Raw genomic sequence first — 25,988 nt, forward strand, 5'->3', positions numbered from 1 at the left:
GTCTGGGCCGAGACGGATTCCGGACAGGCGGTCGCGGCGCTACGCCGGGCCGTTACGGACGCGGTCGGTGTGGTACGCCCACATCGCGATCTCCACCCGGTTTCGGACGCCGAGCTTGACCATCAGGCTGGCGATGTGGGTCTTCACCGTGCTGAGGCTGATGTGCAACTCCTCGGCGATCTCGGTGTTGGTGCGACCGCGCGCGACGGCCACCAGCACCTCCTCCTCGCGCAGGGTGAGCGCGTCGACCGGCTGCCGCGGCGGCGCAGCCGGACCCGCGTCGGCGAAGGCCCGGAGCAGTCGGGTGGTGATGTTCGGCGCGATGAGCGCGTCACCGGCGGCGGCGGCCCGCACGGCCTGGGTGAGCAGCGCCGTGCCGGCGTCCTTGAGCAGGAAACCACGGGCTCCGGCGCGGAGCGCGGCGTAGACGTACTCGTCGAGGTCGAAGGTGGTGATCACGACCACCGCCAAGGGGTCGGGCACGGCCGGGCCGGCGAGGCGACGGGTGGCCTCGATGCCGTCCACGCCGGGCATCCGGATGTCGAACAGGCACACCTCCGGACGTAGTCGCCGGGCGAGTTCGACGGCCCGGTGACCGTCGCCCACCTCGCCCACCACCTCGATGTCCGGTTGAGCGTTGAGGATCATCGCCAGGCCGGTACGGACGATTTCCTGGTCGTCGGCGACGATCACACGAATGGCCACCCCACGATTGAACACGGCTGGCGGCCCGGCCCAAAGTACGGCCGGCCTCCCCGTCCTTCGGCCGAGATGACGCCGGCCCGCACGGCGATGAGTACGGCCCGCCGGGTTGCCAGGATCGACGGAGCAGACGCGACCGAGGCCCTCCTCCACTGAACCGCACCGCGTCCGTCCAGGCTCGGACGGGTCCGGAGCGGTGACGCGCTCGGAGGTGTTGGTCGCCGCGAGAAGGGACTCACCGCTGTGCCGTCTTCCGACAGGCCGACCTGGCTCATCCCCGCCGGTCTACTGCTGCTCAGCGCGGTGCCGGTGGTCGCCGGCGGCCTCCGCCTCACCGAACTGGCCGGTGGCGCCCGGGTGTTGCCCGACGGTGACCGGATCGCCTCGGCCCCGCTGCCCGTGATCGCCCACATCGTCGCGGTGACCATGTTCAGCGTCCTCGGCGCCTTCCAGTTCGCACCCCGGTTCCGTCGACGTCACCGCCGCTGGCACCGGACCGCCGGCCGGATCCTGGTCCCCTGTGGGCTGCTCACCGCACTGAGCGGGCTGTGGCTGACCCTGTTCCTGCCCCCGGGCGAACTCGACAGCGGCGCGCTGGTCGCCGTCCGCGTGGTGGTCAGCGTCGCCATGGCCGGGTCGATCGTCCTCGGCTTCGTGGCGATCCGGCGCCGCGACTTCGGCCGGCACCGCGCCTGGATGATCCGTGGTTACGCCATCGGGATGGGCGCGGGCACCCAGTTCTTCACCCAGATGGCCTGGCTCGCCGCCGTCGGTCCACTCACCACGTCCGGCCGGACCGGGACGATGACCGCCGCCTGGCTGATCAACGTGATGCTGGCGGAATGGATCATCCGGCGGCGCGGCGGTACCGCCGGAGCACACCCGGCGGTTCGCGGTCGGCGCGCCCGGGCGGACACGGCGCTTCCCGTGTGATACCTGGGTCACCGCCAACGGCCGTGCTGATCGGCCTCCGGCTACCGGTGCCCGGCCGGCTGGCGGCGAACGGCGGTCGCCGCTTCGTCGACCTGCGGGCCGGCTGCGGCCGGGTCCGCCCGCAGGTCGACGCGGATCCCCTCCAGGATCACACCGGAGGCCTGCTCGACGACGACGGGCGACCGCGGACGCCGCGCCTCGCCGGACCCGGTCGTGGCGAGCGGTAGCGGCACGAACGTGCAGTCCCGGACCACCACGTCCCGATAGTCGAGTACCCGGAACGATCGGTCGATCTCGCTGCGTCCCCAGCCCGCGATTCGGACCGCGTACAACGGACCGTTCCAGGCCACGTACACGCCGCAAACGCGGATCCGCGCGCCGACCGGGTTGTCGCCGCCGGAGTGGAACCGGTCCGTGTTGTCCCCCGGCAGCAGCCGAAAGCCGATCTCGACCTCGCTCAGGTGGACCCGGTCCACCGTCACGTCGTGCACCGAGCTGAGGTAGAACCCCTCGAACGCGTCGGACACGCGTAGGTCACGGATGTCGAGGTGGTGCGGATGGTAGGAGGGGCCGACGATCGAGTCGACACCGTCGCCGACCGCCCCCCAGTGCACGGCGACGCCGGTGCAGCCGCCGACGATGGACACCTCGCTGATGGTGATGTCGCGTACCGCGCCCATGACGGCGACACAGTTGGCCGCGCGCTCGTCGTGGCGCTCGACCTGGACGCGTCGGATCTGGATGTCCTCGATCCACTCCGTCTCGGCCGGGTAGAGGTAGTTCCCGATGGTGATGGCGGTCCCCCGGTCGCCGCCGTGCTCGCCCGGCGCGCACGGCGGCGGGCGGAAGCCGATGTCCTGGACCGTCACCCGGGAACCGAGCACGTGGACGATGGGTTCACCGGCCGACGAGGACGACGTCAGCCACGTGGTCGCCGGCCCGGGTCCGTGCGCGGCGCCGGTAAGCGTCCAGCCCGAGCCGAGCACCACTCCCCGGTCCAGGGTGAAGGTGCCCGCCGGCAGCCGCAGGGTGCCTCCGATCCCGGACGCCAGGACTTGCTCGATAGCCCGCCGGTTGGCCGCTGGATCGTCGCTTAGCGTCAGGTCGTGCTGGTTGTGCTCGCTCACCTGCGGCACTCCAGCTCGACGAGCTGGCAGACGGTCTCCGCGACCCGCCGCCGTACCGCCGGGGTGTCCCGCTCGGCGAGCCCGACCAGCACCGGACCGGGCGCCGTACGCTCGACCACGACGTCGAGGCAGTCCTCACCCTGTGGGGTGGCGCTCACCCGGCATTCGGTGCCGTCGACCAGATGTACGCCCCGGACGACCAGCCGGTCCGGGTGCGGCGGCCGGGTGAACGGCGACGCCTCGAACAACGCGTATCCCGCCCCGCGTTGCGCCACCCGGAACGCCTTCAACACGGTCTGGCCCCGTTGGCGGCGCAGCCACTTCTGGCTCGGCTGACGCACCGCGGCCGGTGGGGCCGTGGCGGCCGAGATCCGCAGCCGGCACCGCACGGTGGGGTCGGCGGCGTTGACCACGACGAACCTCGATCGGGCGTGTCCCTGTCCACGGCCCCGCGCCCCGACCAGGCCGCCGGCACTGACGAGCCCGGCCAACTGCGCGGCGGCACCGGCGAGTCGAGCGGCACCGCCGCCCCGTTCGACCGCGTCGATAGCGACGATCTCGACCTGGTTGATCCGAACGCCGATCGCCGCCAACGGGCTGAGCTCGGTCGACGCCCAGGCCGGCAACGCGCCGTCCACCACCTCGATGATCAGGAGGCCGTCGTCGCCCACCTCGTCGGCCCGCAGGTCGAACTCCACCCAGGCGTGGGCCTCCACCATCCGCAGCCGTCCCCGTTGGCGGCTGAGCAGGGCGGCTGCGCGGTCCGCGCCCTGGGCTCGGACCATGACCAGTCGCGGCAGCTCGCGCATGCCCCGAGCCGGTGCCGCCGCCCGCGACCAGGCGGTCTGCGAGGCACCGTCGATGTGCAGGTCGACCCGGACGCGGACCGGGCGGCCGTCGGTGCGCACCTTGAGCACGACCGCGCCGGATCCGCTCTGGACCCGGCCCACGATCGCGACGCCCCGGGCGACCTGGTCGGCGAGCAACACCTCGGGATCTCCACCCGAGGTGAACGTCGCGGGAAGCTCGCGGGCCGGGATCGGCTCGTCGAACTCGGTGGCGAACCACGTACCGATCGCCACTACCGGACACCTCCCGGCACCTGGAGATCGGTCCGGGTCAGCACCGGCTCGCGCCGGTTCCACATGCGCTCGACGGCCTCGAAGACCGGGTCCGCGTCGCTCTCGATGTGCCGGAAGGAGGTCCGCACCGCGCGCAGCAGATAGTCGGCCGGCCAGACCTCCCAGTGCGGCACCTGAGGGGTGAACAGGTCCGTGGCACTGCGGTAGAACCACAACCACAGGCGGGCCCGCTCGACCTGCTCGGCGGAGATGATCTCCTCGCCGTTGAGCATGGCGCTGATCGCGGCGTCGAGTGCCTTCCAGTAGGTCTCCGGATCGTTGACCACCGTGGACAGACCGCACTCGCTCCACTCGGACCAGCCGGCCTGGATCACCGGGATGCCGTACGCCGGCAGCTCGTTGCTGACGCTGCCGCGAACGGTCACGCCCAGGTCGACGAGGCTCCACAGACCGTTCTTGCTCAGGTCCTTGCTGGGCTGGAACACCATGTGCCGGTGTCGGGCGTACCGTCGGGCGACCGAGTCGAAGAAGTCGGTGCTGTCGTAACGGAACTGGCTCGGATGGTCCTGGAACAGCCACTGCACCTCGGTGGCGGTGCTGGCGAACTGAGCGGTCTCCTCGAACCAGTCGGCCAGTGTGGGGAAGGACTGGTGGTTCGTGCCCGGCGCGTCGGACACCGCGTGGTTGAACACCGCCACCACCGGACGAGCCGGGTCGAACCCCAGGCGCGCCGCGAAGTGCGTACGCAGCCGGGCTCGCTCACTGCTGTTGGTGATGTCGACGGAGGCGCTGGCACCGCCCCGCCACCAGCTGGGCCGACCCAGGTTGACCTTCGACCGCCAGGCGACGAGTTCGGCGTTGCGCCGCACCTCGTGGCGTCGCGACCACACCCGCTGTTCGAAGAAGGTGCCGATCTGGTGGGTGAGTTCGCCCCGGAAGGTGTGCTCACCGGTGTCGTTCTCGGGGAACAGCGCGTACGCCTTGAGACACCCGGTCTGCTGGGTGTGCACGACAGGCACCCCGGCCCGACGGGCGGAGTCCACCGCGAGCCCCCAGTGGTCGTAGTCGACATGACTGGTGACCAACGCGACCACCGAGCCGCTGCCGAGCAGGGCGTCGTAGGCCGAGGAGATGGCCCGGGCCAGCGCCTGCCGTCGGCTGTAGCGCGGGTCGGCGGTGGGGTTCTCCGGCGGCCGGGGCCGCTTGGTCACCCGGCAGTAGGTGGCGCTGACGAACTCGGCGAGGGTCTCCTCGCTGATCGGCGCGCCGGGCGGCAGCGTTCGTCCGAACAGCTCCACCGGCACGGCACCCGGAGTGGCGGAGTTGGCCGGCCCTTCGACGAGGCGGTACAGGTCGATGACCTGGCTGGCACCGTAGGCGGCCGCGATCCGCTCTACCAGCTTCACGTCGAAATCGGTCCACAGCGCCTCGTGCCACATCTGCTCCACCCCGGTCACGACGACCAGTTGGGCGGGGACGATGCGGCGGATCGCGTTGGCGACCGACAGATTGCGCATCGCCACCCTGATGTCCTGGTGGAACACCTCGACGACGAGGTAGTTCTGGGACGTCGTGGAGCCGAGGTTCTTGCGCCAGTAAACGTCAGCGGAATCGAGGAAGGCCTCGAACTCCTTCTTGTCAGCCCCGAGCCACACCCGAAGAACCGCCTTCCCCCGCATACCCGTCTGAGCAGGTGTCTGAATTCGTTGGCGCACCGTGACGGCCCGCCGGGCAGGTCCGGCGCGACTCACGGAGACCGCAAGGTACCGGCACTGGGCGGAGTTCAGGTTGACACCGCATGGACAACAGGTGGCCGGGACGACATCCGGGGTGAACCTTGCAGGTCGACTTGACCATCCCGAGGCGATCCAGGTCGGGGGCGGTGTGGCGGCGGACACGGCCATCGGTGCGGGCCGACGGGACGATGAGCCGACCTGTTAGTGGTGACGGATGGCACGGGCCCCCAGGCCGGCGGTGAGCGGGATCAGTGGCCCGCGCTGAGGGTGCCGGCGAGGCTGCCGTGGATCGCCGCGCTGGGCTGGTTCAGTTCGACGATCTCGACGGTCTTGCCGCGGTCGGCGTACTTGGTGGTGATGGCGTCCAGGGCGGCGACGGATGAGGCGTCCCAGACGTGGGCGCGACTCATGTCGATGATCACCTTGTCGGGGTCGCCGGCGTAGTCGAACTGGTAGACCAGGTCGTTGCTGGAGGCGAAGAAGAGTTCGCCGTGTACGGAGTAGATGCGGGTACCGCCCTCGGGGTCGAGCACGCTGGTGACCTCGACGAGGTGGGCGACCCGGCGGGCGAAGATCACCATGGCGGTGAGCACGCCGGCGACGACACCGATGGCCAGATTGTGGGTGGCCAGGGTGGTGGCGACCGTGGTGACCATGACCAGGGTCTCGCCAAGTGGCATGCGCTTGAGCGTGGCGGGGGCGACCGAGTGCCAGTCGAAGGTGGAGACCGCAACGATGATCATCACGGCGACGAGGGCGGCCATCGGGATGGTGGCGACCACGTCGCCAAGCGCCACGACCAGGATGAGCAGGAAGACACCGGACAGGAACGTCGACAGTCGGGTCCGGGCACCGGACGCCTTCACGTTGATCATCGTCTGGCCGATCATGGCGCAACCGCCCATGCCACCGAAGAAGCCGGTGACGATGTTGGCCACGCCCTGACCCCAGGACTCGCGGGTCTTGTTGGAGTGGGTGTCGGTGATGTCGTCGACCAGCTTGGCGGTCATCAGTGACTCCATCAGCCCGACCAGCGCGATACCGACGGCGTAGGGGGCGATCAGCGCCAAGGTGTCCATCGTCCAGGGGATCTGCGGCAGCCCGACAGTGGGCAGGCTGTCCGGCAGTTCACCCTGGTCGCCGACGGTCGGTACGGTCACCGCGGCGGCCACCGTGATCACGGTGAGCACGACGATCGCCACGAGCGGGGCGGGAACCGCCCGGGTGAGTCGGGGCAGTCCAACCATGATCACCAGGGCGAGGGCGACCAGCGGGTAGACCAGCCACGGCACGCCGAGCAGGTACGGCACCTGCGCGGCGAAGATCAGGATGGCCAACGCGTTGACGAAACCGACCATCACGCTACGCGGGATGAACCGCATCAACTTCGCCACCCCGAGGGCGGCCAGCAGCACCTGGATCGCCCCGCCCAGGATCACCGCCGCGACCAGGTAGTCGAGGCCGTGCTCCTTCGCCAGGGGCGCGACGACCAGGGCGATTGCGCCGGTCGCCGCGCTGATCATCGCCGGCCGGCCACCGCAGATCGAGATGACCACGGCCATGGTGAACGAGGCGAACAATCCGACCCGCGGATCCACCCCGGCCAGGATCGAGAAGCTGATCGCCTCCGGAATCAATGCCAGGGCCACCACCAGCCCGGCGAGGACCTCGGTCCGGAACACCTTCGGCGACAGCCAGGACGGGCGGGACAGACGCGGCCGGGCGACCGCGGACATCATCGAAGACATACAGCCGTTTCCACTCAGGGTGCACGCGTCGGGCGCACACACGATGCCGCTCCCGTCCGGGACCGACGTGATCTGCACATACCAGTGCCGGTCGGGCAGGGCCGGACCGCCTCCGAGCATCGTCGCCCGGGAAAGCACCGCTCAATGAAGATCGCGAGGGACCATCGCCGCACCTCGACGACCACCACGAAACCTACCCTGCGGAGAGGGTGGGCTCCACCCCACGGTGATGATCATCACCGTGGGGTGGAGCAACGCCACGGGTGGGTGGGCGGGCTCAGCCCCCCACGTAGGCGGCGAGGTGCTCGCCGGTGAGGGTGGACCGGGCAGCGACGAGATCGGCGGGAGTGCCCTCGAAGACCACCCGGCCGCCGTCGTGACCGGCGCCCGGACCCAGGTCGATGATCCAGTCGGCGTGGGCCATGACCGCCTGGTGGTGTTCGATGACGATCACCGACTTGCCGGAGTCGACCAGCCGGTCGAGCAGACCGAGCAGGTGCTCGACGTCGGCGAGGTGCAACCCGGTGGTCGGCTCGTCGAGCACGTAGACCCCGCTCTGCTCGGCCATGTGAGTGGCCAACTTGAGCCGCTGCCGCTCACCGCCGGAGAGCGTGGTGAGCGGCTGGCCGAGGCTGAGGTAGCCGAGGCCGACCTCGGCGAGCCGGCTGAGGATGCGGTGCGCGGCCGGCGTACGCGCCTCGCCGGACCCGAAGAACTCCTCCGCCTCGCTCACCGGCATCGCGAGCACCTCGGCGATGTCCCGGCCGCCGAAGCGGTACTCCAGGACGGATGCCTGGAACCGCTTGCCCTCGCACTCCTCGCACACGGTGGCGACGCCGGCCATCATCGCCAGGTCGGTGTAGATCACGCCGGCGCCGTTGCAGTTGGGGCAGGCGCCTTCGGAGTTGGCGCTGAACAGCGCCGGCTTCACCCCGTTGGCCTTCGCGAACGCCTTCCGGATCGGGTCGAGCAACCCGGTGTACGTAGCCGGGTTGCTCCGCCGCGAGCCACGGATCGCGCCCTGGTCGATCGACACCACCCCGGCGCCGGGCGGGATCGACCCGTGCACCAGCGAACTCTTGCCCGACCCGGCGACACCGGTGACCACGACCAGCACCCCGAGCGGAATGTCGACGTCGACGTCGCGCAGGTTGTGCGTCGATGCCCTGCGGATCGGCAGGTGCCCGGTGGGCGTACGCGCCGACTCCTTGAGGGTGGCCCGGTCGTCGAGGTGGCGGCCGGTGAGCGTACCGCTGGACCGCAGCCCCTCGACGGTGCCCTCGAAACAGACGGTGCCGCCCGCCGTGCCGGCCCCGGGGCCCAGGTCGACGACGTGGTCGGCGATGGCGATCGTCTCCGGCTTGTGCTCCACGACGAGCACGGTGTTGCCCTTGTCGCGCAGCCGCAGCAGCAGGCGGTTCATCTGCTGGATGTCGTGCGGGTGCAGCCCGATGGTGGGTTCGTCGAAGACGTAGGTGACGTCGGTCAGCGACGACCCGAGGTGGCGGATCATCTTGGTGCGTTGCGCCTCGCCGCCGGAGAGCGTCCCGGACGGCCGGTCCAGGCTGAGGTAGCCGAGCCCGATCTCGACGAAGGAATCGAGGGTGTGCTGCAACGATGCCAGCAGCGGCGCCACGGAGGGCTCGCGCAGCCCGCGCACCCACCCGGCGAGATCGCTGATCTGCATCGCGCAGGCGTCGGCGATGTTGACGCCGTCGATCTTCGATGAGCGGGCCGCCTCGCTCAACCGGGTGCCGCCACAGTCGGGGCAGATCGTGAAGGTGACCGCCCGTTCCACGAAGGCGCGGATGTGCGGCTGCATCGCCTCGACGTCCTTGGACAGGAACGACTTCTGAATCTGCGGGATCAGACCCGTGTAGGTCAGGTTGATCCCGTCAACCTTGATCTTGGTTGGCTCCTTGTGGAGCAGGTCGTGCAGCTCCTTTTTGGTGTATTTCCGGATTGGTTTGTCCGGGTCGAAGAAGCCGCTCCCCCGGTAGATCCGGCCGTACCACCCGTCCATGCTGTAACCGGGCACGGTGATCGCGCCCTCGTTGAGCGACTTGCTGTCGTCGTACAGCGCGGTCAGATCGATGTCGGTGACCCGCCCGGTGCCTTCGCAGCGCGGGCACATGCCACCGGTGATGCTGAAACTCCGCCGCTCCTTCGTCGTGGTGCCACCACGTTCGATGGTCACCGCGCCGGCGCCACTGATCGAGGCGACATTGAAGGAGTACGCCTGAGGCGATCCGATGTGCGGCTTGCCGAGCCGACTGAACAGGATCCGCAGCATGGCGTTGGCGTCGGTGGCGGTGCCGACGGTGGACCGCGGGTTCGCGGCCATCCGCTCCTGGTCGACGATGATCGCGGTGGTCAGCCCGTCGAGGACGTCGACCTCCGGCCGGGCCAGCGTCGGCATGAAGCCCTGGATGAACGCGCTGTAGGTCTCGTTGATCAGCCGCTGCGACTCCGCCGCGATGGTGCTGAACACCAGCGAGCTCTTGCCCGAGCCGGAGACGCCGGTGAAGACCGTGAGCCGGCGCTTCGGCAGCTCGACGGTGACGTCCTTGAGATTGTTCTCCCGGGCACCCTGCACCCGGATCAGATCGTGGCTGTCGGCGGCGGATGGCGCCGACCGGTCGTCCCTGCTCATCGCACTTCCTGAATACGGATCATGTTGCCGGCGGCGTCCCGGACGGCGCAGTCACGAACCCCGTACGGCTGCTCGGTCGGCTCCTGCACGATCTCGGCGTCGCTGGCCTGCAACCGCTCGAACACGCCGTCGAGGTCGGGCGTGGCCAGCAGGATCGAGGCGTAGGTGCCCTTGGCCATCATCTCGGTGATGGTACGGCGTTCCTCGTCGGTCACCCCGGGATCGGCCGCCGGTGGATGCAGCACGACCGAGGTCCCGGGTTGACCGGGTGGGCCGACGGTGATCCAGCGCATGCCCTGGTAGCCGACATCGTTGCGAACCTCGAAGCCGAGGAGATCCCGGTAGAAGGCCAGGGCGGCGTCCGGGTCGTTGTGCGGCAGGAAGCTGGCGTGAATCGTGATGTCCATGCCGGTCACGCTAGCTGCGCCGCGAGGGCCGCTGCTTCTCGATTCCTGACCGGTCTGGTCACCTGTTTGACCACGCAGGAGGGCATCCCCCGCGTCGAGCGGGCCGCGTCGCGCCGGTAGACGGTCGGCGGCACGCCGACCAGTTCGGTGAAGCGAGTGCTGAAGGTGCCCAGCGACGAACAGCCGACCGCGAAACAGACATCGGTGACGCTCAGGTCACCACGGCGCAGCAGCGCCATGGCCCGCTCGATGCGCCGGGTCATCAGGTAGCCGTACGGGGATTCGCCGTAGGCCAGCCGGAACTGGCGGCTGAGGTGCCCGGCCGACATGTTGACCCCACGGGCGAGCGCCTCGACATCCAACGGCTGCGCGTACTCCCGGTCGATGCGGTCGCGCACGCGGCGCAGCCGGGCCAGGTCGCCGAGGCGCTGTTCGGTGGCGGATCTGCTGGTCACCTGAGCGATCGTGCCACGGCGGTCCGACCGGCGGCGAGTTCGGCGGCCACCCGGCGCGTCATTCCGCCGGGTCACGGGACCCTGCCGGGCCCGTAGCGCACGGTAGTCTGTGGCGGACCTGCCGTCCGTGCATGAGGTGCCTCGGGGAGCCGGCGTTGACGATCGAACCCACACGTCCAGCGGTGACGGTCGACGGCTCCGAAGCCGTGATCCGGTTGGCCCGGGAGGTGAGCGGGCGGATCGCCCCGGAGGAGTCGGGCATCTTCGACCAGGTGGCCACCGCCTGGCGGGCCGGGTCGGCACAACGCCGGGCACCGGGCGGCGGGGTCGGTTTCGGCATCGAGGACGCGTTGGTCAGCGCGATCGTCATCGAGGTGGTGGCCGCGTCGATCCTGGACGTGCTGCGTCTCGGTGCCACCACTGTTCGATCGCGGTGGCGGCGTTGGCGGGCACGCGACCGGCGTCGGCCTGCCGCGAAAGACCTGGACCGCGCCGCTCTGCCGGCGATCGACGGTCGGGTCGTGCTCACCGCCGCCCAGTTGGCCGGGTTGCGGGCGGTGGCCCGGGGACACGCGATGACGCTCGGGCTCGACGAGGCCGCCGCCGACCTGCTCGCCGACGCCCTGGTCGGCGCGGTTCACCTCAACGCGGCGCCGCCTGATGACACGCACCCCTGACCAGCATCGACCTCGGCCACTGTGGTGGCTGTACGGCTTGATCGCGGTCGCCCTCACCAGTCTGGGCGTGGCGGCCGGCAACCTGTTCTTCCGCGGCACCTGGTCCCTGCTGCTTCCGTACGGCCTGACGACGGCGCGATGCGAGGCGCTGCACCGAGAGTCCCTCGACATGTTCGGTGACTGCGCGGCGGAGCAGCTGCGTGTCCACGGGCTGGTGGTCGCAGCCGTCGCGCTCGTCCTGCTCGCCGGCACCCTCACGCTGGCGGTGGTCGTACCGTGGTGGGATCTGCGTCGGCTGGGTCGCCTCGGCCAGCTCGACGTCCCGCCGGCCCAGCAGCGATTCGCCGAGCTGTGCCAGCGGCAGGGGCTGTCGAGGGGACGTACCCCTCGCTTGTGGGTGGCCGGGCCGGCGGTGCGCCACGCCTTCACCACCGCCCTGCCCGGCCGACGACCCACCGTGGTGGTGCCGGCGCGACTGGCCCTCGACGCCGGTGACCGGTTCGACGCGGTCGTCTCCCATGAGATCGCGCATGTGCTGGCCCGCGACGTCAGTCTGGTCTCGACGACCCGAGGTCCGGCATGGTTGGCTCCGCCTGCCGTGGTGCTGGCCGGCGTTCCCTTTCTGAACCTGTTCGGCGTGACCCCAGGGCGGATCGCGGCACAGCTCGGGGTCGCGCTGCTGGCGGTGGTCGTGACGCTGCTCGCGGCCGCATTGCTACGGCTGCGCGAGCACGAGGCCGACCGTTACGCCGCGAGCGTGGGCACCGAGGTCGCCCTGACGGCCTCGTTCGCGCGAACGGCGTCGGCAGCGCGGCATCGACCGTTCGGCTGGGCTCGCCGGATGCTGGCCCGCCATCCCCGACCGGCGGACCGGGTACGCGCGCTACGGCAGCCGGCCCCCGGCTACGAGGGCGGCTTCGCGCAGGCGCTGGCGGTCGGCTTCGTCGCCGTCGCCGCTATGTACACCACCCTCGTCATGGCCTCCTTCGGCGATCCACAGTGGTACACCTGGGGTAGCGGGATCGTCCCGGTGGTGGCCGGTGTCGCCGTGCTCGGTCTGCTGTTTCCGTCGCTGCTGCGGCGGGCCCGGCTGCCGCACCGGGGGTGGTGGCGGCCGGTGCTCGGCACCGCTGCCGGAGTTGGCGGCGGAGCGGTGTTCATGCCTGTCGTGTTTCTGTCCGAGCCACTTCGCTACCCGCTGGCACAGCCGGGTGAACCGGCGCGTACGGCACTCTCCGTGGTGCTGGTCATGCTTGTCGCGGCCGGGGCGGTCGCGCTCGCCGCCCACCTGGCCGACATGGCGGCCCGCCGGCAGCGGCCGGTCCACGCTTGGTTGGCCGGTGGCGCGGCCGGGCTGGCCGCCGTCGCGGCGCTCTGGACCGTCGGTGTGGTGGCCGCGGTCCTGCACGATCTCGACGACCTGCGTTACCTGCTCACCTACGGGCTGGCCAACCAGGCGTGGCCGGCCCTCCTCCTCGGGCCGCTGCCGGTCTACGCGTTGCTGTCGCCGCGACGCCTGCCCGGAGGACGCCGGTCGTGGCTGGTGGCGTTAGTCGCGGCGGCGCTCGGTGGCGCCGCGGCGATCCTGGTGACGGCGGAGAGCGCCGACCTGACCGACCAGTTGCGGGCGCAACAGCAACGGTGGTGGCTCTGTGCCGCCGCCGGAGTGGTGGTCCTCGTCGTCGTGACGCTGAGCACCGGCTGGCCGGACGGCTGGACACGAGGGGTGCTCGCCGCGACCGCGACCACAGTCACGGCCACGGCGGCGCACTACGGGTACGGCCGGCTGACGGACCGGCCCACCGAACCGGACATGTTCACCAGGGACGTCGCAGTTGGCCCGCTCTGGCTTGGTTACGCGGTGATGCTGCTGGCGGCGCTGCTGATACCGCTGAGCGCCGCGCGGCGCGGGCCGATGATCACCGAGAGCCCGGGGCGGGGCCGCACCACGCCGGCCTGGCTGGGTACGACAGCCACGACGACCGCGACGGCGGTACTGGTCACCGCCGTCGCGGTCGTGGTCGTCAATGTCGGCGTGCCCGGTGGCGTCGCCATGAACGCCGGCCAGCGCCGGCTGGCGGATTTCGACCGCCGGTACGAGGTGGCGCGGCGGGTGCTCACCGCCGAGCAGGCCGACCGGGCTGCCCAGTCCAGCGTGCAGGTGATCCCGTCCAGCTGGGGCGTTGTCGAGTCGGGTCCCGCGGGTCAGGGCATCGCGTCGGCGCGGGTCGCCGTGTCCGTTCCGGAGTGTGAGCCCCTGGTCAGGGAGCGGTTTCTGACGGTGGGCGAGCCCAACCTGCGCGCCACCGGCAAGCAGACCTACACCAGTGAGCCCACGGACGGAGAATTTCCCTACAGCGACCTGACCGTCACCGTCTACGCGTACGACGCTGCGGTCGGCGAAACCGTCTTGACGGCTGCCCGGGACGCCCGGCGGGCCTGCCCCTCGTTCACGCTCGACGACACACTGGACGTCGAGGTCCGGGCCGCCACCGCGCCGGGGCTCGGCGAGTTGAGCTGGCGGTACGACAGCACGATGACAGCTGATCTCGCCGACGGCACCACCGTCACCGCGGCCAACGCGTACGTGATGATGGCGATCGGGTACGCCGTCGTCACGGTGTTCATCTCTGCCTGGCAGGAGCCGCTGGACGAGCAGCTGCTCCGGCTGGTCCTGGCGACCGTGGAGCACCAGTTGCTCCAACCGTGAGCGGCTGTTCCCCCGGTCTCCAGGTGTCGGCCCGGACGGCGTGCACGAGATCCGCCGGCTCGATGTCCTTGACCAGGAAGCCGGCGGCACCGGCGCGCAGCGCGTGGAAGACGTGTTCGTCCAGACCGTAGTTGGTCAGGATGACCACGTGCACGCCGACCAGTGCCGGATCCGCGGCGAGCTGCCGGGTCGTCTCGATGCCGTCCATGACCGGCATCTGGATGTCGACGAGCGCGATGTCGGGCAGGTGCACCCTGGCCAGGGTCAGCGCCTGCCGGCCGTCGGCGGCCTCGGCCACCACCATGATGGCCGTCAAGCTCGTGCTCGCCGACCTCGTGACCGCCCCGGCCGGGGCGGTCGGGGTCGCCGCACCGCCGACCATGTACATCGCTGCTCACGCAGCGAGCATGAGCGCCGGCCGGATCGGATCGACGGTGGCCGCCCTGTTGGCGCTCGCGGGGGTGGTCGCCGGCGTACGTGCGCTCGTCTCGGGTCGCCCTCGCACCGGCCGGCCCCGGGGGGCGGGCTTGATCGCCCTGGCTGCCGGGGCGGGCGGGATGGGCCTCGGCGGCCTGGTCGTGCTCAGCTCGGACAGTGGTATCGGCACCGGCAACGGACGGGGCGGCGGCTACGTAGCGCTGATGGTGGGGCTGATCGCCGTGATTCTCGGTGGGGTCGCGCTGGCCCGCTCCCGGCCTGCCCGCTGACCGGCCGTGGCCGGTTCGACAGGGCTGCGGGTCGCCGTCAGGGGCCTCCGTCACTGTGGTGGAGCAGGTACCGTGGTAAGCGTCGGCGACCGGTCCAGATGGTCGAGCCGGGCGAGGTCGGCGGTGCCGGCCCGGACCACAGCGGCGGCCAGCGCGATGGTCGCCGGGTCGGTCCCGACCCGCCGCTCGGCGGTGGCGATCCGCACCGACTGCGTCAGATGCGCCCGCAGGTGCCCGGCGACCAGGTGGTGGAACGTCCGCCCGGTGACCGAGCGCAGCGCGGTCAGTTCCGCGTCGGTGACCATGCCGGGCATGTCGTGGCCCTCGTGTGGATTGACCACCGGCGCGCCGGAGTCGGCCAACAGCCGTCGGGACCGGGTCAGGTGGGTACGCTCGCTGGTCCCGATCCGGATGGCGAGCCGACGCCAGGCCGGATCGGTGGTCCGGTCCGGCACCAGATCGAGCATCGGCAGCAGCCGTTCGGCCATCGCCACCGACAGTTGCAGCCAGGCGATGTCGGTGGCGCTGAAGTGTCCGGTCGGACCGGGCAGCACCGCGGTGGGCGACCCGACGGCCGAGGGTGGCGAGGCCGCCGGTGCGAGGGCTGGCGGCGACCCGGTGCTCAGCGGCGCTGGTCCCGTGGCGGTTGGCGTTCCGGTGATCGGCGGTGTTCCGGCGTCGCATCCGGTGACGAGCAGCAGGGCGGCGAGCAACGCGGCGAGTGGACCTCGCACGCAACCTCCTTCGCGTGCGCCCGGCGGCGGGCCGGCACGACCGGCTCCGCCGCCGGGTGTCACCTGTCGACTCAGAGCGGCCTGCCGTCGTGCCCGCACTTGATAACCGGACGGATGCAGTCACGAACGCGGCGGGCCAGCTCCTCCACCGGCCAGGCGTTGAAGAAGTCACCGTGCATCGTGTAGCCCGGCCCGGAGGCGAGCCGCAGCCGCGACGGGTCACCGTTGACCGGGTACCGCAGCACCTGCCGTAGCTTCGGCACGTGCACCGGGTGGCTGGCCGGGCAGGCCTGGTTCACCGGGTAGGCCAGGTGGCTCTTGTGGTCCGGCGAGTCGAGGTCGCGGCCGTTCCAGCACTGCGGAAAGTCCAGGTACGACTCCAGCATGGTGCCGGCCGGGCAGTTGACGAAGTCCTTCGAGGGCGGCACGTGCCCGGCGTGCAGGCAGGACCAGCGGGCGATGCTGTCGCCCGGTCCGGCGGCCCGGGCGTTTCCGGCGACGAGGCGCAGGCCCAGCGGGAACGGCTGCGTCTGCGCGACGACGTCGGGACGCACCCCTTCGCCGAGATAGTAGAAGGTGGCGATGGACGGCTCCACCGGCACGTTGTCGCGGTAGAGGGTCGGGACCCAGTACGACGAGACGTCCACCCGGGGATTGCAGGTGGTGGTGGAGCGGACCAGGTCGGGCAGCGTGGTGTGGGCGTTGGTCACCGTGCTACCGAAGAAGCTGTGCATGTGCGAGGCGCCGGGCAGCCCGGGCAGGACGATGGGGTCGTCCGGGAGCCGGTGGCTGTACGTGCAGTCGGCCGGGAACTCGGCCACCCGGATGGCATTGACGCCCGGGGCGGCGTCGGCCGGCGCGGTGGTGGCCACGACGTAGCTGCCGAGCAGCACCAGCAGGGCGCCGATCGCGGTGGCGAGGCGTAGCCGGCCGCGGCCGACGGGTTGGGGTGCGGCGCTTTCCATCTCATGGCTCCTGTCGGGGAGGGTCAGGGTCCTTCCGGCGCCGCCGCCGTAGACATCGGAGCTTCCCTGGCCGGACTGGTGGTGGGTGCGGTGCTTATCGAGAGAGCGCTCTCAGACCAGCGTCACCCCAACGTCGATGGATGTCAATACGAACCGCAGTTGCCGGCGACGACGGCGGGCCGACCCCGCAGGGTCGGCCCGCCGAATGCCGATGCCGGCGGTGGGATGTCGACCGAGGTCGACATCCCACCCGGCGCACCAGGTCAGCTGCTTGAGCAGGTGGCGGTTGGCGTGGTGTTGTTGCCGTTCTTCCAGAGCGTGATGCCGAAGTTGTTGCCGTTACCGTTCGGACGTGCGGTGATCGTGCCGCTATTGCCACTGATCGAGGCGTTCCAGCTGTTCTGCAGGCTCTGGCCGCCGTTGGTACGGATGGTGACGGTCCAGTTGTTGCTGCCACTGACCGAGAAGGTCGTGTTGAACCGATCGTTCCAGTCCTCGGCACGACTCACGCTGACGGAGCAGTTGCCGTTGCCCGGCGGCGGGGCGGTGGTGGTGGGGTTGGGGTTGGGGTTGGAGTTGCCGCCTTCGCGGACGGTGATGTCCGAGCTGCCCTGGCTCTGGTAACCCTCGGTAGCCATGATCTGGTAGTAGTGATTGCCGAGGTTCAGGCCAACCCGGGCCCAGGCGTCGAAGTGGTTGGCGGTGGTGATGGTGCCGCTGCTGCGCTTCTGCTGCCGGACGCTCCAGTACTGGTAGAACGTCGCGGTGCCGTCGATCGAGGGCTGGTTGACCCGCTGGCTGCGCAGGATGTCGTAGGTGCCGCCGTCGGTGGTGACGCTGCCCAGCCGGGTGGCCCCGCTACTCGGGTTGTAGCTGCCGAAGTTCTCCACGACGTAGTACTCGACGAGCGGGTTACGGGTCCAGCCGTACAGGGCGAGGTAGCTGTTGTTGTTACCCGGGTTGTAGCTGCCCGAATAGGTGATCGTGCGGCGGGTTCCCGGGTTCCAGCCCTTGCCGCCGACCCAGTTGTTGGTGCTCCTGCTCCACGAACTGGTGTAGCGACCGTTCTCACGCAACACCATGCAGGCGTCGCCACTGTCCTTCCAGAACGAGAAGAAGAACCCGTTGTGGGTGCCCTCCGTGTTCGAGCAGACCTGCCGGTCGGCCTCGGCCTGCGCGGGGCTGGCCGAGATCGCGACGGTGCCGGTCGTGATCAGCGCCACGGCGCAGGCGGCACCGATGAGCGACCTGAGGCGTCCACGCCTGCGACTTCGTGGTGGGACGGGGACGTTGTTCATGCTTCCTCCTCGTGACAGCTGGCCGACGGCCAGCAGTGCTACGAAACCGGCGGCCACGGTGGCTGGTCGGCACCATCGACAGTCGACGTCGTACCGGGTGGTGGTCTGCCGGTCGGGATGCACCGTGACCGGCGGAGTAGGTAGCGACAATCGACGATCATCCAGATTCGTCGATGGGCAACAGTATTGGCATGCCCCCGCCGAGCCGTCAACAACTTCCGGAAATACTCTCGAAACCTTCCTCGGCCAGCCGTCGACAGGTGTAGGCGCGTTGGTGCTGGTCAGCAACAACAGGCCGGCAGGTCACCGCAACATGCGGTAACAATCGGCTACGCCAGGTCAAGGCCACTGCCAACCGGAACTTCCAGCGCCCTTCCGGATGCTTCTCGGGCGGCAGGCTCGGCCGGTGCTGGTGACCAGGGCCGCGGCGTTCAGGATCCGGGGCCGGCCCGCCACCTCGGCTCGAAGGCGTGGACCGGCTCGGGTGGGGTAGGCCGCTCTGCTGCGGGTGACGCCGCCCGCACTGCGAAATCCCGGAGGGTCGATGTCGGCTGAGTCAGCGGGAGCGGGGGGCGAGGCGAGGGCTGAGAACCTGGTGCAGTTGCGGGTGCACGGAGTCTCCGCCCCGGCGGCCGACCAGGGGGCGCAACCGCCCGTGCAGGTGGCGGGAGATCGCAACGCCGGCTTCTACCGACCCCGATCCGCCGATGCCGAGCGTGACCGGACGGACGCCGGCACCGTGGAGGCGTACCGCTGGAGTGATCTGCCCTCCGGCACCATGACCCGGACCTTGTCGCTGGTCTTCCTGCTGCCGTTCATGCTGCTCAACGTCGCGGCCTGGATGCGCCCGGGAAATCCCGCCACCGACCCCGCCGTGCGGGCCCTGTGCCGGGTGCTCGGCCTCACCCTCACGGCGCTGTACGTGCTCACCACCGTCGGAGTGGCGTTGGACCTGATCGCCTGGCAGTGCATGTCCGCCCCGGCCTGTCTGTCCGGCCGCAGCTGGCTGTCCTGGCTGGGTGGACGACCCACCGGATTGCGGCTGGCGACGCTCGCACTGGTCCCGGCCGCCGCCATCGGGCTGATCTGGTGGGCCAGCACCCGCCCCGGACGTTCCTTCAACGCGTTCCGTCCTCCGGAGCGCGCCCGGTCCGGGCGCCCGCTGACCATCCTCGGTCAGTGGGACGCTGAGCCGCTGATGGGACGCCTGCGCTCGATCCACGTCGCCGCGGCGTTCGCCACGCTCGCCGGCAGCCTGCTTGCCGCCCGGGTCGCGCACCCGCAGGGCCCTGGGCCCCTGACCGTCGCGCTACTGGTCGCCACCGGCGCCGTCCTGAGCACCTGCGTCGTCCTGCTCTGCGTGCCCCCGCTGATCGAGCGGGACCCCACGAACCGGCGGCTCGACGGTGTCGCCCGCGCGCTACGGACGCTCACGCTCGGGCTCACCATCGTGGTCGTCGTCGACGTGCTCGCCGCTCCCGCGGCATGGCCCGAAGAACGCGGCCTGCCCGGCTACGCCCCCACGCTCACCTGGCTGTTCGGTACGCATGCCGGGCTGCTGACCGCGCTGGGCACGGTGCTGTTGTGGCGGCGGGGCCGGCGGCCGGACCACCGGCCGTCCAGCGTCCTCGGCGCGCTGGCGGCCGCCGCCATCGGGGCGGGCATCGCCGTGGCGTTCTCGGCCGAACTCGTACATCGGGTGGCCGACCTGCTGGATCGGGGCGCGCCGGCCGCCGACCGCGCCACCGTTCGGCCACCACCCGCTTTCACCTGGGCGATCTACGGTTTCTTCCGGGCGGTGCTGGTCACGCTGGTGGTCACCGGCCTGGTGATCCTGCTGTCCCGGCGCCGCCGCCTGCGTGCCGCAGCGGTGATCCTGGCGCGCGACTTCCCGAACCCGTCGGCGGAGGCCGCCGCTCGGCTACGGCAGGTACGGCAGGTCATCGCGCGGGCCCGGTTCACCGAGTGGCTACCGACGCTGGCCGTGGTCTACGCCGGCCTCGCCGGGCTCGGCGCGGCAACCACCGTGGTCGACCTGCTGGGGCAGTATCCCGGCGACGTCATCCAGCGGTACGCCCGAGTGCCCGCGGGCCTGGTCGACTTCGGCATCCGGGTCGGCAGTCTCCTGATCTCGGCGACCGTCCTCGGCCTGGTCGTCGGTGGGATCTTCGCCTATCGAACGCCAGGCTTCCGGCGGCACGTCGGTGTGCTCTGGGACCTGGCGACGTTCTGGCCCCGCGCGGCCCATCCCTTCGCGCCACCCTGCTACGCCGAGCGGGCCGTTCCGGAGCTGGCCCGACGCATCACCTACCTGGTGAACAGCGGCAAGATGGTGGTGGTCACCGGGTACAGCCAGGGTTCGGTGCTGGTCGCCGCCACCGTCCTCCAGTTGGCGCCGCAGGTCAGCGACCGGGTCGCGCTGCTCACTTACAGCTCACCGCTGCGCCGGCTCTACGCCCGGCTCTTTCCCGCGTACATCGACGACGAGATGCTGCACGAGGTCGGTGACCGGCTCGGCTGGCGGTGGGTGAACCTGTGGCGGGACACCGACCCGATCGGGGGTTGGATCTTCTCTGCCCACCGGACCGACGTGCCGCCCACCGTCACCGGCCCCTCGGCGACTGTGGACCGACGACTGCGCGACCCGGACGGCCTGGTCGCCCCGCCGGGTGACAGTGTCCCTCCGCCGATCCGGGGCCATGCGCCCGACGATTCCGACGAGCCGTTCACGGCAGCGGTACGGGACCTCGTCGAGCGGCTACCCGACCGGCGGCGCACCGGCCCGGCGGAGGACCCGACCGCGCCGGGGCGGACCACCTGAACGCAGCTACCCGCCACCCGTGCGACCGGCGACATGGCTGGTCAGCACGACCAGGAGCTCGAATCGGGCGGCCGGGTCGTCCAGGTCGTCGCCGTACAGGTCACGCAGCCGCTTGAGGCGGTAGCTGACCGTCTGCGGGTGCACGAACAGCTCGGTGGCAACCTCGGCGCGCGAGCCCCAGTGCCGGAGCCAGGCGTAGAGCGTCGCCACCAGATTCTCCCGCTGCGCGGGGCGCAGGTGCGCCAGCGGCGCGAGGCGGCGGGCGGTGAGGACCGCCAACGCCCGCTGCTCGCCACGCAGGGTCAGCGTGACCAGGTGGTCGTCGGCGAAGACCGGGCCGCAGGCCGGTCCGACCAGCCCGGCGGCCAGCTCCGCGAGCCGGACGGCCGCCGGCACCTGCGGCCAGCCCAGTTCCGGGCCGACCACCACCGACCGGCCGACGAACGCCTCGGCCAGGGCGGCCCGAGCCGCCCGGGTACCCGCGCGCAGCAGCAGCACGGCATCGCGACCACGCTCGATCACCAGGCCGTCCGGGCCGTACCGGAACCGCGCGTCGCGGGCCTGGTCCGGTGGCAGCAGTACAGGCACCACCGCGTCCAGGTCGGCCCAGCCGATCCGGGCCGCCGCCGACTCGACGGCGCTGGGCAGGCCGTCGCCGCGAAGCAGCAGCTCGGCGAGGTGCCGACGGCGGTCGCCCTCCCCGGCCTGCTCGCGCAGCTGTAGGGCGTACCCGTCGGTGCTGGCCGCGGCCAGCTCGGCCACGTAGGCGCTGACCGCGTCGGAGAGGTCGATCAGTTCCTCCGGGTCGATCGGGCGGAGCCGGGCCAGGGACTGCGACGCCGTACGCAACAACAGTCGTGCCGCTGTCCGCAGCGCGGACAGCAGCGCCTCCGGACCCCGGTCCTCGCGGGCCTCGGCGGCGCCCAATCCGACGAAGACCTCCCGGAACCGGGGCGGCAGCGCCGGCTCCCCGGTGCCGATGAGGTCGAGGAATCGGTCGAGGGCCACCTGCACGGCGGTGCGTACGTCCCGGGTGAACTTGTCGTCGGCGATGCCGGCGAAGGCGGGGGTGGTCTCGGTGACGGCGACCGCGACAGCGGCCACGGTGGCCGGCAGATGCGGACGCATCGCGGCGGCCAGATCGGCGGGCAGGTGTCGCCAGGGAGTCGCGGAAACAGGCGCGATCACCCGGCGATTTTGTCACGACAGGATAGAAACGGCGGCGGTTCTCGCTGCCGGCGGGACGGTGATTCGGTCCGCCCAGCCGCGCGACGATGAAGCCGACCGGCGACCGGACCGAGCGGGGTGACCGCCCGGCGGCCGACGAACCGACGGAGGAGTACGCCGTGCAGCACCGCCTGTCCCGTCAGCACGTCGTCGACATGTGCCGCACCATGCTCGCCCGGGGCTACCTGAAGGCCACCGAGGGCAACGTCTCGGTCCGGGTGCCCGGCCACCGGCTGTACGCGGTAACGCCGAGCAACTACGACTACGACCGGATGCGCGTCGAGGACATCTGCATCGTGGACTTCGACGGCAAGCACGTACCCGACGACACCGGTGCCGACCTCAAACCCTCAATCGAGTGCGGGATGCACGCCAACATCTACCGGGAGCGGCCGGACGTCAACGCGATCGTGCACACCCACCAGCCGTACGCCTCGGCGTTGGCCTTCCTGCGCAAGCCGATCCCGGCGCTCACCGACGAGCAGGTGCGTTTCCTGGGCCGCGAGGTGGCGATCATCGACTACGCCCCGTCCGGCACCGGCTTCCTGGCCCGCAACGTGCAGAAGAAGGTGGCCAGCGGGGACAACGCCTTCATCATCGCCAACCACGGGGTGGTCGCCGTCGGCACCGACCCCGACCGGGCGGTGTTCAACATGGCACTGCTGGAGAAGGTGTCGATCGCCTACCTGCTGGCGCTGACCAGCGAGGCGGGAAAGATCCACACAATCCCGACCGCGATCCGGGAGATCGCCTTCAGCAAGTTGCGGGCCGACGAGAAGCGGATCGCCGCGCAGATCACCGAGGCGGTCGAGCCGCTGCGCGTACCGGTCGACGAGGAGTTGCCCAGCGCCCACGCGGCGGCCGTCGAGGTCGCCGCCGGCCGGATCGCAGGCACGTCGCCGGGCGCGGCGGACGGCACCGGGACGACCGGCAGTGTCCTCCCGGGCGCGGAGTCGGCCCGGCTCGGGTACGCGATCAGCGAGTACCCCGACGTCGACGACGTGATGCGTCGGCTGAAGGCGCTCACCGCCCAGCCGGTACGCGGACTGCGCCACGACGCGATGCGCGACGTGCTGAACTACTTCGACACCAAGTGCCGGGCCAGCAAGGAGATCACCGAGCGGGCGCGGCGGCGCATCCCCGGCGGGGTACAGCACAACCTGGCATTCAACTATCCGTTCCCGCTCGCCGTCGACAAGGCAGACGGCGCGTACCTGGTGGACCGGGACGGCAACACGTACATCGACTTCCTCCAGGCCGGCGGGCCGACGATCCTGGGCAGCAACTACGGCCCGGTCAACGAGCGGGTCGCCGAGGTGGTCCGGGACTCCGGCCCGGTGACCGGGCTGTTCCACGAGTACGAGCTGAGGCTCGCCGAGATCATCCACCGGTTCCTGCCGCACGTGGAGATGTACCGGTCGCTGGGCTCGGGCACCGAGGCGGTGATGGCGGCCGTCCGGGGTGCCCGCGCCTTCACCGGCAAGAAGATGGTGATCAAGGTCGGTGGCGCTTATCACGGCTGGTCGGACACCATGGTCTACGGGCTGCGGGTGCCCGGCACCTACCGGATGAACGCCAAGGGCATTCCCTTCGGAGCCACGGCCCGCACCCGGGAGGCATTCCCCCACGACCTGAGCCAGCTCAAGCGCAAGCTGATCGAGAACCGGCTGCGCGGCGGCACCGCGGCGGTGGTGGTCGAGCCGGTCGGCCCGGAGTCCGGTACCCGGCCGGTGCCGCGCGACTTCAACGCCCGGGTCCGGGAGCTGTGCGACGAGTTCGGCGCGCTGCTGATCTTCGACGAGGTGGTCACCGGTTTCCGACTCGGGCTGGGCGGCGCGGCCGGCTATTTCGGTGTCACCCCCGACCTGACCGTGCTGGGCAAGGCGGTCTCCGGCGGCTATCCGATGGCCGGCGGCGTCGGTGGCCGGGCCGACGTGATGGCGGTCTTCGGTTCCGGGCTGGACGGCAGGAGCGGCGCGCACATCCAGGTCGGCGGCACCCTGTCGGCCAACCCGCTGTCCTGCGCGGCCGGTTACTTCGCCATCGAGGAGATGGCCCGCACCAACGCACCGGTGATCGCCGGCCGGGCCGGTGACCGGCTGACCCGGGGTCTGCAACGGCTGATCGACTCCTACGGGCTGCCGTACGTGGCGTACAACCAGGGGTCCATAGTGCACCTGGAGTGCAGCGGCGTGATGCTGTTGGACATGCGCAACCCGGTGAAACTGCTCAAGGAGAACAAGACCCGCAAGCGGCTGATGGAGCAGATGGGGGCGGCCTACACCGCACACGGCATCGTCACCCTGGCCGGGTCGCGGATGTACACGTCGATGGCCGACACCGACGAGGTCATCGACGACGCGCTCGCCCGATTCGATCAGGTCTTCGCACTGGTCGAGGGGGTCTGATCCGGTGGCCGCCAGCCCGCCGCAGGTCTTCGCGATCGACCTGGGCACCTCGGGACTGAAGGCCGCGCTGGTCGCCGCCGACGGCACGGTCACCGGCTGGGCCGAGCGGCCGGTCCCGCTGCGGGTGCTGCCCGGTGGCGGCGCCGAACAGGATCCGCTCGCCTGGTGGACGGCGCTCGGGCAGGTCGCCGCCGACCTGGGACGCGACCATCCCGAGCAGCTGCGGGCGGTCGCCACGGTGTGCGCCTCCACCCAGGGCGAGGGAACCATCGCGGTGGACGCCGCCGGTGAACCGCTGACCGCCTGCATCAGCTGGCTCGACATGCGTGGCGCGCCGCACCTGCGACGGCAGTTCGGCGGCTTTCCCGCGTACCAGGGGATGTCGGTGCGCCGGATCGCCCGCTGGCTGCGGCTTACCGGAGGCATGCCCTCACCGACCGGCAAGGACCCCGCCGCCCACATGCTGTTCGTCCGCGACACCCTGCCGCAGGTGTACGCGCGCACCGCGACGTTCCTCAACGTGCTCGACTGGATCAACCTGAAGCTCACCGGACGCACGGTGGCCACCGTCGACTCCATCCTCACCTCGTGGGTGACCGACAACCGGCGTCCCGGCCACATCCGCTACTCCCCCGCCCTGGTCGCCGGCAGCGGCATCGACGCGGACAAGCTGCCACCGATCGTCGCCTGCACCGAGGTGATCGGCACGTTGACCCCGGCAGCCGCCGCGCACCTCGGCCTGCCCGCGACGGTGCGGGTGGTCGCCGGGGCGATCGACAACACCGCCGCGGCGATCGGCGCCGGCACCACCGGCGACAACGACCCGCACCTGTACGTCGGCACCTCCTCCTGGATCGCGGCCCACGTGCCCCGGAAGAAGACCGACGTCGCCGCCGGCATCGCCTCGGTGCCCTGCGCGATCGGCGACCGCTACCTGATGACCGCCCTCCAGGCCACCGCCGGCGCCAACCTGACCTGGCTGCGGGACAAGATCGTCGAGTACGACGACCCACTGCTCAGCGCCGGTCACCTCAGCCGCGACGAGGGCACCCTCTTCGACGCCTTCGACACCATCATCCCGACGGTGCCGCCGGGCTCGAACGGGGTGCTCTACACCCCCTGGCTGTACGGCGAACGCGCCCCGGTGGACGACGCGAGCCTGCGCGCCGGATTCTTCAACATCTCCCTCGACACCAATCGCTCGGACCTGCTGCGGGCCGTCTTCGAGGGGGTCGCGTTCAACACCCGTTGGCTGCTCGGCGCGGTGAACCGGTTCCTCGGCGCACCGGTCACCTCGATGGCCATCACCGGCGGCGGGGCGCTGTCGGACTCCTGGTGTCAGATCTTCGCCGACGTGCTCGGCGTGGAGATCCGCCGCGACGCCCAGCCGCTCGCGGTCAACGCCCGGGGGGCGGGTTGGATCGGCGGAATCGGCACCGGGCAGCTCACCTTCGCCGACATCCCCGGCCTCATGCGCACCGACCGGGTCTTCGTGCCGACGCCCGCCCACCGGGCCACCTATGCCGAGATCTTCGACGTCTACCGCCAACTGCATCAGCGACTTGCGCCTGTCTACCGCCGCCTCAACCGCCCCTGAA

General features: G+C 70.8%; 20 protein-coding genes. 7 read left to right on the top strand and 13 right to left on the bottom strand.

What is annotated here, in order from left to right; genetic code table 11:
• Positions 1-39: 39 nt before the first annotated feature.
• Positions 40-705 (bottom strand): response regulator transcription factor, encoded by a 666-nt coding sequence (locus O7601_RS22755; protein ID WP_281563115.1) that lies wholly within the window; start codon positions 703-705, stop codon positions 40-42.
• Between the two features lie 240 nt (positions 706-945).
• Between O7601_RS22755 and O7601_RS22760 the strand changes: the two genes are divergently transcribed.
• Positions 946-1,635 carry a DUF2306 domain-containing protein gene (locus O7601_RS22760; RefSeq protein WP_281563116.1) on the top strand — a complete coding sequence of 230 codons (690 nt, stop codon included), beginning with the start codon at positions 946-948 and terminating at the stop codon, positions 1,633-1,635.
• A gap of 41 nt (positions 1,636-1,676) precedes the next feature.
• On the opposite strand, the gene O7601_RS22765 is transcribed toward O7601_RS22760, so the two are convergent.
• From O7601_RS22765 to O7601_RS22795, 7 genes are all read right to left on the bottom strand, one after another.
• On the bottom strand, positions 1,677-2,762 hold the full coding sequence (locus tag O7601_RS22765; RefSeq protein ID WP_281563117.1) for a hypothetical protein: 1,086 nt from the start codon (positions 2,760-2,762) through the stop codon (positions 1,677-1,679).
• Positions 2,759-3,844: a hypothetical protein gene (locus O7601_RS22770; RefSeq protein WP_281563118.1), complete on the bottom strand. Its 1,086-nt coding sequence runs from the start codon at positions 3,842-3,844 to the stop codon at positions 2,759-2,761. Before O7601_RS22770 ends, O7601_RS22765 begins: the two co-directional genes overlap by 4 nt.
• A complete protein-coding gene (locus O7601_RS22775) occupies positions 3,844-5,499 on the bottom strand; it encodes a hypothetical protein (RefSeq protein WP_281563119.1) in 1,656 nt (551 codons plus the stop codon). Before O7601_RS22775 ends, O7601_RS22770 begins: the two co-directional genes overlap by 1 nt.
• Positions 5,500-5,828: 329 nt before the next feature.
• Positions 5,829-7,328 carry a SulP family inorganic anion transporter gene (locus O7601_RS22780; RefSeq protein ID WP_281563120.1) on the bottom strand — a complete coding sequence of 500 codons (1,500 nt, stop codon included), beginning with the start codon at positions 7,326-7,328 and terminating at the stop codon, positions 5,829-5,831.
• Positions 7,329-7,605: 277 nt separating this feature from the next.
• Complete coding sequence (locus tag O7601_RS22785) at positions 7,606-9,981, bottom strand: excinuclease ABC subunit UvrA (protein ID WP_281563121.1); 2,376 nt, start codon at positions 9,979-9,981, stop codon at positions 7,606-7,608.
• Positions 9,978-10,388, bottom strand: coding sequence for a VOC family protein (locus O7601_RS22790; RefSeq protein ID WP_281563122.1), 411 nt, complete (start codon positions 10,386-10,388; stop codon positions 9,978-9,980). Before O7601_RS22790 ends, O7601_RS22785 begins: the two co-directional genes overlap by 4 nt.
• Before the next feature lie 5 nt (positions 10,389-10,393).
• Positions 10,394-10,843, bottom strand: a complete 450-nt coding sequence (locus tag O7601_RS22795; RefSeq protein WP_281563123.1) for a helix-turn-helix transcriptional regulator — start codon at positions 10,841-10,843, stop codon at positions 10,394-10,396.
• Positions 10,844-10,998: 155 nt separating this feature from the next.
• On the opposite strand from O7601_RS22795, the gene O7601_RS22800 reads away from it, so the two are divergent.
• Both O7601_RS22800 and O7601_RS22805 read left to right on the top strand, forming a co-directional pair.
• Complete coding sequence (locus O7601_RS22800) at positions 10,999-11,520, top strand: hypothetical protein (protein ID WP_281563124.1); 522 nt, start codon at positions 10,999-11,001, stop codon at positions 11,518-11,520.
• Positions 11,504-14,230 carry a M48 family metalloprotease gene (locus tag O7601_RS22805; RefSeq protein WP_281563125.1) on the top strand — a complete coding sequence of 909 codons (2,727 nt, stop codon included), beginning with the start codon at positions 11,504-11,506 and terminating at the stop codon, positions 14,228-14,230. The genes O7601_RS22800 and O7601_RS22805 overlap by 17 nt, the downstream gene beginning before the upstream one ends.
• Here the strand turns inward: O7601_RS22805 and O7601_RS22810 are convergent.
• On the bottom strand, positions 14,145-14,546 hold the full coding sequence (locus O7601_RS22810; protein ID WP_281563126.1) for a response regulator transcription factor: 402 nt from the start codon (positions 14,544-14,546) through the stop codon (positions 14,145-14,147). The genes O7601_RS22805 and O7601_RS22810 overlap by 86 nt on opposite strands.
• Here O7601_RS22810 and O7601_RS22815 point away from each other — a divergent pair.
• Entirely contained in the window at positions 14,533-14,937 is a 405-nt protein-coding gene (locus O7601_RS22815) for a DUF6223 family protein (protein ID WP_281563127.1), read from the top strand. The genes O7601_RS22810 and O7601_RS22815 overlap by 14 nt on opposite strands.
• 50 nt (positions 14,938-14,987) lie before the next feature.
• Here the strand turns inward: O7601_RS22815 and O7601_RS22820 are convergent, their stop codons facing one another.
• From O7601_RS22820 to O7601_RS22830, 3 genes are all read right to left on the bottom strand, one after another.
• Entirely contained in the window at positions 14,988-15,671 is a 684-nt protein-coding gene (locus O7601_RS22820; protein ID WP_281563128.1) for a DUF305 domain-containing protein, read from the bottom strand.
• Positions 15,672-15,742: 71 nt separating this feature from the next.
• Positions 15,743-16,636 (bottom strand): DUF1996 domain-containing protein, encoded by an 894-nt coding sequence (locus O7601_RS22825; RefSeq protein ID WP_281563129.1) that lies wholly within the window; start codon positions 16,634-16,636, stop codon positions 15,743-15,745.
• Between the two features lie 263 nt (positions 16,637-16,899).
• Positions 16,900-17,934, bottom strand: a complete 1,035-nt coding sequence (locus O7601_RS22830; RefSeq protein WP_281563130.1) for a glycoside hydrolase family 11 protein — start codon at positions 17,932-17,934, stop codon at positions 16,900-16,902.
• Between the two features lie 544 nt (positions 17,935-18,478).
• On the opposite strand from O7601_RS22830, the gene O7601_RS22835 reads away from it, so the two are divergent.
• On the top strand, positions 18,479-20,755 hold the full coding sequence (locus tag O7601_RS22835) for a hypothetical protein (protein ID WP_281563131.1): 2,277 nt from the start codon (positions 18,479-18,481) through the stop codon (positions 20,753-20,755).
• Between the two features lie 6 nt (positions 20,756-20,761).
• Here the strand turns inward: O7601_RS22835 and O7601_RS22840 are convergent, their stop codons facing one another.
• Positions 20,762-21,943, bottom strand: a complete 1,182-nt coding sequence (locus O7601_RS22840) for a helix-turn-helix domain-containing protein (RefSeq protein ID WP_281563132.1) — start codon at positions 21,941-21,943, stop codon at positions 20,762-20,764.
• Positions 21,944-22,029: 86 nt separating this feature from the next.
• Between O7601_RS22840 and O7601_RS22845 the strand changes: the two genes are divergently transcribed.
• On the top strand, positions 22,030-24,390 hold the full coding sequence (locus O7601_RS22845) for an aminotransferase class III-fold pyridoxal phosphate-dependent enzyme (RefSeq protein ID WP_281563133.1): 2,361 nt from the start codon (positions 22,030-22,032) through the stop codon (positions 24,388-24,390).
• A gap of 4 nt (positions 24,391-24,394) precedes the next feature.
• Complete coding sequence (locus O7601_RS22850; protein WP_281563134.1) at positions 24,395-25,987, top strand: FGGY-family carbohydrate kinase; 1,593 nt, start codon at positions 24,395-24,397, stop codon at positions 25,985-25,987.
• Position 25,988 lies beyond the last annotated feature (1 nt).

It is taken from the genome of Verrucosispora sp. WMMD573, assembly GCF_027497175.1.
GTDB lineage: Bacteria > Actinomycetota > Actinomycetes > Mycobacteriales > Micromonosporaceae > Micromonospora.